The sequence below is a fragment of the Microbacterium sp. P5_E9 genome (assembly GCF_054049175.1).
The window spans coordinates 440,131-451,566 of sequence record NZ_JBFUMV010000002.1 but is presented as its reverse complement, the minus strand read 5'-3'; the positions used below and the strand labels follow the sequence as shown (position 1 = coordinate 451,566).

Below are 11,436 nucleotides of genomic sequence, written 5' to 3'. Positions count from 1 at the left end.
CCGCAGCGTGGGGAGGAAAGGGCCCCCGAAACAGGGGCGGCATCCCATGGGGGGAATGGGATGCCGCCGCGCGCGACACCCGCATATCGGGGGGTGCATCGGGTGCCGCAATGCCAGAATCGATGTTCGGCCGCGACCGAGCATACGCAGGTCGTCGACGTCCATCCAAACAAATCGGGGCCGTACGCTGAGATATATCGGTCCCACGTCCAGCGGAACCGAGCGCTACCCACTTCCGGAGGTACCGGCCGCCGTTGGAGCGTGGGTAGATTGCATCCGGCTCAGCACGTCCCGCCATTCGTCCAAGCCGCAAAGGAGCGCGCCCCATGAGCAGCCAGATCGACCACCTTCTCGACGAGACCCGACGGTTCGCACCGTCCGCGGATTTCGCGCGCAACGCCGTCGCCACCTCGGACCTGTATGAGCGCGCCGCCGCGGATAGAGAGGGATTCTGGGGGGATCAGGCACGCGACATCCTGCACTGGCACAAGCCGTTCACGCAGGTGCTCGACTGGTCGAACCCGCCGTTCGCGAAGTGGTTCGCCGATGGCGAGCTGAACGTCGCCTACAACTGCCTCGACCGGCACGTGGCGGCCGGCAACGGCGACCGGGTCGCGCTGCTCTGGGAAGGCGAGCCCGGCGACGCCCGCCGCGTGACGTACGCCGAACTCACCGATGAGGTGAAGCGACTCGCGAACGTGCTGGAGGGACTCGGCATCCGCGAGGGCGACCGCGTCGCGATCTACCTGCCGATGATTCCAGAGGCGATCGCGGCGATGCTCGCGGTCGCGCGGCTCGGCGCGATCCACTCGGTCGTCTTCGGTGGCTTCTCCGCAGACAGCCTGCGCTCGCGCATCGACGATGCCGGGGCGAAGCTGGTCATCACCGCCGACGGCGGCTACCGCAAGGGGAAGGTCTCTCCGCTCAAGCCCGCCGTCGACCTCGCTCTTGCCGACCGCAACGGCTCCGGCGTGCAGGAGACCGTCGAGAACGTGCTCGTGGTGCGCCGTGGCGGCAACGATGTGGAGTGGACCGAGGGCCGCGACCTCTGGTGGCACGACGTGGTGCCGCAGGCATCGAACGACCACGAGGCGCGGCCGTTCCCCGCGGAGACCCCGCTGTTCATCCTCTACACCTCCGGCACCACCGGCAAGCCGAAGGGGATCCTGCACACCTCGGGCGGCTATCTCACTCAGGCCGCATTCACCAACAAGGTCGTGCACGACATCCACCCGGAGACCGACGTCTTCTGGTGCACGGCCGACATCGGCTGGATCACCGGACACTCGTACGTCACCTATGGCCCCCTCGCGAACGGGGCGACGCAGGTGCTCTACGAGGGCACGCCCGACACCCCGCACCCCGGGCGCTGGTGGGAAGTCATCGAGAAGTACGGCGTCACGATCCTCTACACGGCGCCCACCGCCATCCGGTCGTTCATGAAGATCGGGCGCGCGGTGCCCAAGAAGTTCGACCTGTCGTCCCTCCGACTCCTCGGCTCGGTGGGTGAGCCGATCAACCCGGAAGCCTGGATGTGGTACCGCAAGATCATCGGCGGCAAGACGGCCCCGATCGTCGACACGTGGTGGCAGACCGAGACCGGCGCGATCATGATCTCCGCCCTCCCCGGCGTCACCGAGACGAAGCCCGGCTCAGCCCAGGTCGCGCTCCCCGGAGTCACCGTCGACGTCGTCGACGAGGACGGGAGCCACGTCGGCAACGGCAACGGCGGACTGCTCGTCGTCACCGAGCCGTGGCCGAGCATGCTGCGCGGCATCTGGGGCGACCCGGAGCGGTTCGTCGAGACCTACTGGGAGAAGTTCCAGAAGCAGGGGTATTACTTCGCCGGCGACGGTGCGCGCCTCGACGAAGATGGCGACGTGTGGCTGCTCGGACGCGTCGACGACGTCATGAACGTCTCCGGCCACCGGCTCTCCACGACCGAGATCGAGTCGGCGCTCGTCGCGAACGAAGCGGTCGCCGAAGCCGCCGTCGTCGGGGCGTCGGATGAGACCACCGGGCAGGCGGTCGCCGCCTTCGTGATCATCAAGCAGAGCTACCTGGCCGCGCACTCCCCCAACGGCCTCGCCCAGTCGCTGCGGGCGTGGGTCGCTGAGCAGATCGGGCCGATCGCCCGGCCGCGCGACGTCTACATCGTCGAGGAGCTGCCCAAGACGCGCTCAGGCAAGATCATGCGGCGGCTGCTTCGGGACGTCGCGGAGGGACGAGAGGTGGGCGACACCACGACCCTCGCCGACACCGCCGTCATGAGCGTGATCTCGGCGCAGGTGCACTGACCCCGGGCAGCAATGCGAAAGGGTGGATTCCCGCCGTTGTGAACGGCGCGAATCCACCCTTTCGTGCAGTGCGGACGAGTCAGGTCACTCGAACGAAAAGACGACCTCGACCTCGACGGGGGCGTCGAGCGGAAGAACCGGAACGCCGACCGCCGAGCGGGCATGCCGACCGGCCTCGCCGAAGATCTCGCCGAGCACCTCGCTGGCGCCGTTGACGACGCCGGGCTGGCCGGTGAACTCGGGAACGGATGCCACGAACCCGGTGACCTTGACGACACCGGTGAGGCGGTCCACCCCGCCGACCGCGGCCGCCGCCGCGGCGACGGCGTTGAGCGCGCACTGGCGGGCATAGTCCTTGGCGTCCGACGCGGGCACGAGCCCGGGACCTTCGCCGACCTTGCCGGTCGCGGGCAGGGCTCCCGAGATCATCGGCAGCTGGCCTGCCGTGTAGACGAGGTCGCCGTGCGCCTTCGCGGGAACATAGGCGGCCACGGGCGGCACGACATCGGGAAGGGCGATGCCGAGCTCGGCGAGCTTCTGCGAGATCGTCATCGGATCAGTTCCCTTCGAACTGCTCTGCGGCCACGGCCGCGGCAGAGAGACCCGTGTTCGCGGTTCCGGCGCCGGTCGGACGCTTCAGATATGCCACCAGCCCGCCTTCGGGCCCCGGCACGACCTGCACCAGCTCCCAGCCCTGCTTTCCCCAGTTGTTGAGGATCGCAGCGGTGTTGTGGATGAGGAGGGGCGTGGTCAGATACTCCCACGTGGTCATAGCGGCTCCGGTTTCGTTCGCGGGGTCGGTCGCGTGTCGGCACTTGAGAAAAGGCCAGATGAGAGAGAATTGCGGACGTCCTGGACGGCGACGCATGAAGGGTTCGCCCAGGGTTCTCCCTTACGATCAAGCCTATGCCCGATACGAAACGGACTGCTAGCGGCGTGCTCGGAGGCTTTGCCGGCCTCATCGGACTGAGCGCGGTCGCAGGCGTGCTCATCACCGCCACCGTCACGCCCGCCATCGCTGTGTCCGGCGCCGCCGCAACCGGCGCCATCGAGATGTTCGACAATCTGCCGAGCGTGCTCGACATCGAGAAGCTCATGCTTCCGACGACGCTGTATGCGAAGAATCCCGACACCGGCGAGTACGTCGAGCTCACCCAGTTCTACGACCAGAACCGCTCTCCCGTCGTCTTCGACGAGATCTCGCCGGTCATGTACGACGCGATCCTCTCCAGTGAGGACAAGAACTTCTACAAGCACGGCGGCATCGACCTCGTCGGCACCGTCAGCGCCGTCTACGACAACGTCCGCGGGCACGACACCCGCGGTGGCTCGTCGATCAGCCAGCAGTACGTGAAGAACATCCTCGTCCAGCGCTGCGAATCGAACGCGACCGAGGTCACCGAGGAGAAGGACGGCCAGACGGTCGTCGTCAAGACCAAGGACGAGGTACTTCGGAACTGCTACACCGAGGCGACGACGTCCACCGGCACGGAGGGCCTGCAGCGCAAGCTCCAGGAGATGCGCTACGCGATCGCCCTCGAGCAGAAGTACTCGAAGAACGAGATCCTGCTCGGCTATCTCAACATCGCGGCCTTCGGCGGCCAGACCTACGGGGTGGATGCCGCCGCACGCCGCTACTTCAACGTCGCGGCGAAGGACCTCACGGTGGGGCAGGCCGCGGCTCTGGCCGGCATGGTGCAGAACCCGAACGCCTACCGTCTCGACAAGCCGGACGGCTCGACGACCAATTCCAACGGGGAGGCGGTCAACAGCGCGGCCGACGGCTACAAGCTCACGAAGGATCGTCAGGTCTACGTGCTCGACCGTCTGCTCGCCGACGGCAAGATCACCCAGGAGCAACACGATACGGCCGTCGCCGAGCCGATCGCACCCGCCATCACGAAGCCCAAGATCGGCTGTGCGTCGGCGCCCTCGGCGCAGTACTTCTGCCAGTACGTCAAGGAGATCATCAAGAGCGACCCCGCCTTCGGCGCGACGCCCGAGGACCGCACGAAGGCCCTGCAGCGGGGCGGGCTCAAGATCTATACGACGCTCGACTACCGGCTGCAGAACGCCGCCCAGGACATCATGTCCCAGACCGCGCCGGCCGCGATCGCCGGCATGAATTTCGGCGCCTCGGCGGTGAACGTCGAGGTCGGGACCGGACGCGTGCTCTCGATGGTGCAGAACTCGCAGTTCAGCGAAGACCAGGCCACCACCGACTCCGACCCAGCGTTCAAGACCCTCGTCTACGCGGCCGACAAGAAGTACGGCAGCTCGACCGGCTTCTCGGCCGGCTCGACGTTCAAGCTCTTCACGCTCATCGACTGGCTCGAAAAGGGCCACTCCGTGAAGGAAGTGCTCAACGGCAACGCCCGCGTCATCAAGCGCGTCACGAATTCGTGCGACGGCGACTGGGTGAATTTCAAGAACGAGAAGGTCAACAACTACCGCAACACCGCCGGCTTCGTGGGCACGCCGATGCAGTTCACCGCCGCCTCGCTCAACACCGGCTACTTCGCGATGGCCGAGAAGCTCGATCTGTGCGACATCCAGAAGGTCGCGACGAAGATGGGTGTGACCAGGGGCGACGACACGCCCATCAAGATGGACACGCTGTTCACTGTCGTGGGCTCGAACTTCGTCACCCCGCTCGCCATGGCCGGCGCCTACGCGACAGTCGCGTCGAACGGCATCTACTGCCAGCCCAAGGCGATCGACCGGGTCACCGATGCCGACGGCGTCGACCTGCCGATCCCGGCGACGACGTGCACGCAGGTGCTCGACCCGAAGGTCGCAGCCACCGCGGCGTTCGTGCTGCAGGGCGTCATGACCGGCAGCGGCACCGGCGCCGTCTCGAACCCCCGGGACGGCACCCCCGTGATCGGCAAGACAGGCACCAACGAAGACGACCAGACCTGGATGGTCGAGTCGTCGACGAAGGTCGCCACGGCAGTCTGGGTCGGCAACACGGTGGGCCCCTACGCATCCCTCAGCAAGCAGTGGGCGAACGGCATCCAGCTCAACCAGATGCGTCACAAGATCGCTCCGGTGATGCAGCGGACGGCCGACGCGGCCTACGGCGGCGCCGAGTTCCCGCAGCCCGACAACGACCTGACGAAGACCGTGCTCACCGATCTGCCCAACGTCGTGGGCAAGTCCGTCGAGGAGGCCACGAATGTCCTTCATGAGGCCGGCTTCGATGTCATCGTGGGCGCCCCGGTCGACTCCAGCGAGGGCGCCGGCATCGTCGTCGCGCAGAACCCCGGGGCCGGCAAGGCCGCCGGCGGCACTGCCATCACGATCAGCCCGAGCAACGGTCAGGGTGTCACTGTGCCATCGGATGTCGCCGGCAAGCCGATCGGCGAGGCGCTCGCCTATCTGAGCACGACGTTCCCCAACGTCAGACCAGGAACGTGCACGGCGGAGAAATCCGCCAAGGGCAACGGCATCGCGACGGGCACCAACCCGCCCGGTGGCACGGTCGTGAACCGGAACACCCAGATCACCGTCGACTACAAGAGCGAGCACTGCAGCTAGTGCCGACGACAGCCGGCCGCTCCGCCCTCACCGCCCTGGCTGCGGTGGGGGCGGTCGGCGTCGGGTCCGCGGTCTGGGGCATCGGGATCGAGCGGTACCTCTACGCGGTCCGCCGCCACGCGCTGCACCTGCTGCCGGAGGGTTCCGCCCCGATCCGCATCCTGCATGTGTCCGATGCCCATATGGCGCCCTGGCAGGAGCGAAAGCAGGCCTGGATCGCCTCGCTGGCGGAACTCCAGCCCGACTTCATCGTCAACACGGGCGACAATCTCGGCCATCAGGAGGGGCTGCGGGGCCTCCGGCGCGCGTTCGACCCGCTCCGCGGCATCCCCGGGGTGTTCGTGCACGGATCGAACGACCACGCGGCTCCGTCGCCCCGCAATCCCCTCCTCTACTTCACCGGCCCGTCCAAGACGACCCCGACCGTCGAACCCCTCGACACGCGGGCGCTCGACGCCTATCTCGTGGAGGACCTCGGCTGGACCGACCTCAACAACAGCGTCGCGACGCTCGACCTCGACGGTCTTCGCATCGACGCCTTCGGGGTCAGCGACGCCCACCGCGGCTGGGACCGGCTCGACGCCCTCCCCGATCCGCTGGACGAGCTGCGGGGCGAGGGAACCGCCGACCTGGAGATCGGCGTGACGCACGCACCGTACCGACGCGTGCTGGACGGCTTCACCGACCTCGGCGCCGACATGATCTTCGCCGGTCACACCCACGGCGGACAGGTGCGACTGCCGGGCTTCGGCGCGCTCGTCGCCAACTGCGACATCCCGCTCCGGCAGGCACGTGGCCTGAGCGAGTGGACCCACGGTGGTCGCACGGTGCCGTTGAACGTCAGTGCCGGCATCGGCCACTCGATCTACGCCCCGGTGCGATTCGCCTGCCGGCCCGAGGTGTCGCTGATCACCCTTCTCCCCGGACTCTGACGTGCCCCGCGCGGCCGGACGGTTCGGAGCAGGTCCACTCATCGGGTAGACTTGGAGGGTTGCCACGGGGTGTGGCGCAGCTTGGTAGCGCGCGTCGTTCGGGACGACGAGGCCGCAGGTTCAAATCCTGTCACCCCGACAGCAGAGAGGCTCCACCAGCAATGGTGGAGCCTTTTGCATCCCAGGAACAGGAGCATGAATGCCGGCACCCCGCCTTGTCGCCTTCGATCTCGACGACACGCTCGCGCCCTCCAAGAGCGCGATCGACCCGCGCATCGGCGACCTGCTGATCGCACTCGCCGAACACGTCGAGGTGGCGGTCATCTCGGGAGGTCAGCTCGCCCAGTTCCAGAAGCAGGTGGTCGACAGACTGCCGGATGCCTCGGCCGAGGTGCTCTCGCACCTGCACCTGCTGCCGACCTGCGGGACGCAGTACTACCGACTCCAGGGCGACGGGGTGACCACCGTCTACGCGCACGCGCTGACCGAAGACGAGAAGGAGCGCGCGCTCGCCGCTGTCGAGGAGGAAGCCCGCGGGCTCGGACTCTGGGAGAGCGAGACCTGGGGCGACATCCTCGAAGACCGGGGATCCCAGATCACCTTCTCGGCGCTCGGCCAGTCGGCTCCCCTGGCGGCCAAGACCGCGTGGGATCCGACCGGAGCGCGCAAGAACGCCCTGCGCTCGGCCGTCGCGGCGCGCATCCCCGATCTCGAGGTGCGCTCCGGCGGCTCCACCTCGGTCGACATCACCCACCGTGGGATCGACAAGGCCTACGGCATGCGCCAGCTCGCCGAGCAGACCGGCATCCCCCTCGACGACATGCTCTTCATCGGCGACCGGCTCGATACCGACGGCAATGACTATCCGGTGCTCGCGATGGGCGTGGCGTGCCACGCAGTCGAGGGCTGGGAGGACACCGCCACGTTCCTCGAGAACCTCATTCCGACCCTCCCGGAACGCTGAGCTGGACCCGAACCGTCGAAAGGGTGGATTCACGCGCGACGTGAATCCACCCTTTCGCCGTCACCGGGCGTGCGTCACGATCGCGCGGCCGAACGGGGCCGCGGGGTGACCCGCGAAGGACCCGGCTGACCGACCGGCACCAGCCGCTGGAGCTGCGTCACGTGCTTGGGCTCGAGCTCGGCCAGCGAGGACACCCCGAGCAGCTTCATGGTGCGCTCGATCTCGCTGCGCAGGATCGCGATCGTGCGATCCACACCCTGGCGTCCGCCGGCCATCAGGCCGTAGAGGTACGCGCGGCCGATCAGGGTGAACTTCGCGCCGAGGGCGACGGATGCCACGATGTCCGCGCCGTTCATGATGCCCGTGTCGATCATCACTGTGGCGTCCTTGCCGACCTCGCGCACGACGGTCGGCAGCAGGTGGAAGGGGATCGGCGCACGGTCGAGCTGGCGCCCGCCATGGTTGGAGAGGATGATCCCGTCGACGCCCAGGTCGATCAGGCGCTTGGAGTCCTCGACGTTCTGCACGCCCTTCACGACGATCTTGCCCGGCCAGATGTCGCGGATGATGGCGAGGTCGTCGAAGCTGATCGTCGGGTCCATCGCCGCGTTGAGCAGCTCCCCCACCGTGCCGCCGGTGGTCGACAGCGATGCGAATTCGAGCTTGGGGGTGGTGAGGAAGTCGTACCACCACCACGGCCGCGGGATGGCGTTGATGATCGTGCCGAGCGTGAGTTGCGGTGGGATCGCGAACCCGTTGCGCTTGTCGCGCAGTCGCGCTCCCGCGACCGGTGTGTCGACCGTGAACTGCAGCGTGTCGAATCCTGCCGCGGCCGCGCGTCGGGCGAGCGCGTAGGAGATCTCGCGGTCGCGCATGACATACAGCTGGAACCAGTTGCGCCCGTGCGGATTGGCCTTCTTGACGTCTTCGATGGACGTCGTGCCGAGCGTGGAGAGCGTGAACGGGATGCCGGCCGCCCCGGCCGCGGACGCGCCGGCGGTCTCGCCTTCGGTCTGCATCAGCCGGGTGAAGCCGGTCGGCGCGATGCCGAACGGCAGCGCGCTCGGGCCGCCGAGGATCGTCGTGGACATGTCGACGTTCTCGGCCGGGCGGAGGATGCCGGGATGGAACTCGATGTCCTCGAACGCCTGACGGGCGCGGCTGAGCGAGAGCTCGCCTTCGGCGGCGCCGTCCGTATAGTCGAACGCGGCCTTCGGCGTGCGCCGTTTCGCGATCGTACGCAGGTCGGCGATCGTGAGGGCCGCCTCGAGCCGGCGCTTACGGCCGTCGAGCTCGGGCTTCTTGAACTGCATGAGTTCGAGCAGCTCGGCCGGTTTGGGCAGTTGTCGAGTGACCATGGGAGATCCTTCCTTCAGCCTCGGGAGAGGCCCGTGGCGGCGTAGTAGCCGACGATGTGATCGTGGACGAGGGTGCGGGCTGCTTCTGCATCGCCGGCGTCGATGGCCTCGAGGATCCGGTGATGCTCGTGGCGCAGGGTGACGGCGATGGCGTCCCAGTCAGCGACCTTCTCCGCGCCGGCGCGGACGTAGCCCTCGATGGCGGCACGCAGGCCGCCCATCGAGGCTGCGACAACGACGTTTCCCGACGCATCGGCGAGGTCGAGGTGGAACTGCGCGTCGAGGGCGAGGAACTCGCCAGGCGTGAGACTCGGATCGTCCATCGCCGCGACAGCGGCGCGCGCCTCGGTCAGATCATGGCCATCGGCTGCGGCCAGCGTGCGAACGATCCACTCCTCGAAAAGCAGGCGGGTCGCGACGACGTCCTCGAGGGGAAATCCGTGGGCGGCGACCTGCAGGCGCAGGAGGGCGGCCAGTCCGCCGCGGGGTGTGGCGGTGATGATGGCGCCGGAGGTCGGGCCCGAGCCGGTGCCCGTGCGGATGAGGCCCATGACCTCGAGCACGCGCAGCGCTTCGCGCACGCTGGATCGGCCGACGCCCAGGGTCGTGGACAGCTCGCGCTCGGGAGGGAGTCGGTCGCCGGGGCCGAGGCGACCCTCGAGCAGGTCGGTCTCGATCTTCTCCAGCACGACGCGCCAGGCGCGTGCGGGAGCCGGTGCTGCTGGTGCGGCGGCGGCATTGTCGGGCACGGGGGCTCCTCTGTCACAGGTGTGGTCCGGTCACACTACACGCTGTGGTCAGACCTCGCAACCCCACCGCCCCGGGACCTACGCTGTTGCTATGGATCCCCTCGCCCTCGTCCTCATCGCCGCGGCGGTCGTCAGCGCCTTCTGCTGGGTCGCGTCGCTGATCACGAAGGACACATCCTGGGTGGACCGGATCTGGTCGATCGTCCCCGTCGTCTACGTGTGGATCTTCGCGGCATCGGCCCTCGTCGACGGTGCGAACGCCACGCGCCTGGTCGTCATGGCCGTCCTCGTGACTGCGTGGGGCGTGCGGCTGACCTTCAACTTCGCCCGCAAGGGCGGCTACAGCGGCGTCGAGGACTACCGCTGGGCGGTCCTGCGCGGGCGCATGAAGCCCTGGCAGTTCCAGCTCTTCAACCTCTTCTTCATCGTCCTTTACCAGAACGCCCTTCTCGTCCTGATCTCATTGCCGGCTCTCATCGCATGGCAGAATCCCGTGCCGTTCACTGGTTGGGATGCCGCGTTCGCGGTGCTCTTCGCGGGCTTCCTGTTCGGCGAGTTCGTGGCCGACCAGCAGCAGTGGAGGTTCCATCAGGCCAAGCGCGCGGCCGGCGGACAGCTCGAGCCGGGATTCGCGACGTCCGGGCTCTTCGCGTACAGCCGCCACCCCAACTTCTTCTTCGAGCAGGCCCAGTGGTGGGCGTTCTATGCCCTCGGCGCCACCGCGGCCGCGGCATCCGGACTCGGCGTGTGGGGTGGGGCGATCAACTGGACGATCGCCGGCGCGGCCCTGCTCACCCTGCTGTTCATCGGATCGACCATCTTCACCGAGTCGATCACCTCGGCGAAGTACCCCGGCTATCGGGACTACCAGCGCGCGACATCGATGCTCATCCCGCTCCCCCGCCGTCGGCGTGAAGCCGAGGCGACCGCCTGAGGCCCGACCGGCTCAGCCGAGTCGGCCGCCTGACTCGCGCAGATAGCACTCCGCGCACATCGACTCGTAGGTGACCCGCTCGGTGGACAGCTCGTCGATGGCGACCTGATCGCCGTCGAACACGAACCGACCGCCGACGAGCCGCGCGTTGAAGATCGCCTTTCGCCCGCACCGGCAGATCGTCTTGAGCTCTTCCAGGCTGTGCGCGAGTTCGAGCAGGCGCCGCGAACCGGGGAACGCCTGGGTCTGGAAGTCGGTGCGGATGCCGTACGCGAGCACGGGGACGCCGTCGAGCACGGCGATCCGAAGGAGGTCATCGACCTGCTCGCGGGTGAGGAACTGCGCCTCGTCGATCAGCAGGCAGGCGACGTCGACCGGGTGGTCGTCGGACTCGGGAACGAGGGATGCCGCGGCATCGCGCTGCACCCGTGCGCGCTCCTGCGCGAACAGCGCGCGCACGCCCGCGCCGGGGCCGATCAGGAAGTCGACCGGACGGCTCACGCCGAGGCGGCTGGAGATCTCATCGGCGCCTTTGGTGTCGATCTCCGGCTTGGCCAGCAGCACGTGCTGGCCGCGCTCCTCGTAGTTGTAGGCCGCTTGCAGCAGTGCCGTCGACTTGCCGGAGTTCATCGCCCCGTAGCGGAAGTAGAGCTTGCCCACCC

10 protein-coding genes and 1 tRNA gene are annotated in these 11,436 nt (G+C 67.9%); 6 read left to right on the top strand and 5 right to left on the bottom strand.

Translation table 11 applies throughout. The features are described 5' to 3' along the window. Positions 1 to 326: 326 nt before the first annotated feature. The gene (gene acs / locus ACXJ3V_RS05450) at positions 327 to 2,297 is read left to right on the top strand and encodes an acetate--CoA ligase (protein WP_457099242.1); all 1,971 of its coding nucleotides are present in this window, start codon (positions 327 to 329) and stop codon (positions 2,295 to 2,297) included. An 84-nt stretch (positions 2,298 to 2,381) separates the two neighbouring features. On the opposite strand, the gene ACXJ3V_RS05445 is transcribed toward acs, so the two are convergent. Further along, on the bottom strand, positions 2,382 to 2,849 hold the full coding sequence (locus ACXJ3V_RS05445; protein WP_457099241.1) for a RidA family protein: 468 nt from the start codon (positions 2,847 to 2,849) through the stop codon (positions 2,382 to 2,384). Positions 2,850 to 2,853: 4 nt separating this feature from the next. Then, complete coding sequence (locus tag ACXJ3V_RS05440; RefSeq protein ID WP_457099240.1) at positions 2,854 to 3,069, bottom strand: hypothetical protein; 216 nt, start codon at positions 3,067 to 3,069, stop codon at positions 2,854 to 2,856. Positions 3,070 to 3,203: 134 nt separating this feature from the next. Here ACXJ3V_RS05440 and ACXJ3V_RS05435 point away from each other — a divergent pair, with 134 nt between their 5' ends. The 4 genes from ACXJ3V_RS05435 (at position 3,204) to ACXJ3V_RS05420 (ending at position 7,733) form a co-directional block, all read left to right on the top strand. Next, on the top strand, positions 3,204 to 5,837 hold the full coding sequence (locus tag ACXJ3V_RS05435; protein WP_457099239.1) for a transglycosylase domain-containing protein: 2,634 nt from the start codon (positions 3,204 to 3,206) through the stop codon (positions 5,835 to 5,837). Next, positions 5,837 to 6,769, top strand: coding sequence for a metallophosphoesterase (locus ACXJ3V_RS05430; protein WP_457099238.1), 933 nt, complete (start codon positions 5,837 to 5,839; stop codon positions 6,767 to 6,769). Before ACXJ3V_RS05435 ends, ACXJ3V_RS05430 begins: the two co-directional genes overlap by 1 nt. A 65-nt stretch (positions 6,770 to 6,834) precedes the next feature. Next, a tRNA-Pro gene (locus tag ACXJ3V_RS05425) sits at positions 6,835 to 6,908 on the top strand. A gap of 60 nt (positions 6,909 to 6,968) precedes the next feature. Continuing rightward, positions 6,969 to 7,733: an HAD-IIB family hydrolase gene (locus ACXJ3V_RS05420; RefSeq protein ID WP_457099237.1), complete on the top strand. Its 765-nt coding sequence runs from the start codon at positions 6,969 to 6,971 to the stop codon at positions 7,731 to 7,733. Positions 7,734 to 7,807: 74 nt separating this feature from the next. On the opposite strand, the gene ACXJ3V_RS05415 is transcribed toward ACXJ3V_RS05420, so the two are convergent. After that, complete coding sequence (locus tag ACXJ3V_RS05415) at positions 7,808 to 9,091, bottom strand: alpha-hydroxy acid oxidase (RefSeq protein WP_457099236.1); 1,284 nt, start codon at positions 9,089 to 9,091, stop codon at positions 7,808 to 7,810. A gap of 14 nt (positions 9,092 to 9,105) precedes the next feature. Next, a complete protein-coding gene (locus ACXJ3V_RS05410) occupies positions 9,106 to 9,840 on the bottom strand; it encodes a FadR/GntR family transcriptional regulator (protein WP_457099235.1) in 735 nt (244 codons plus the stop codon). A 91-nt stretch (positions 9,841 to 9,931) separates the two neighbouring features. On the opposite strand from ACXJ3V_RS05410, the gene ACXJ3V_RS05405 reads away from it, so the two are divergent. Then, entirely contained in the window at positions 9,932 to 10,774 is an 843-nt protein-coding gene (locus ACXJ3V_RS05405; RefSeq protein WP_457099234.1) for a DUF1295 domain-containing protein, read from the top strand. A gap of 12 nt (positions 10,775 to 10,786) precedes the next feature. Here ACXJ3V_RS05405 and ACXJ3V_RS05400 read toward each other — a convergent pair whose 3' ends face one another. Next, positions 10,787 to 11,434: a thymidine kinase gene (locus tag ACXJ3V_RS05400; protein ID WP_457099233.1), complete on the bottom strand. Its 648-nt coding sequence runs from the start codon at positions 11,432 to 11,434 to the stop codon at positions 10,787 to 10,789. Positions 11,435 to 11,436: the final 2 nt, after the last annotated feature.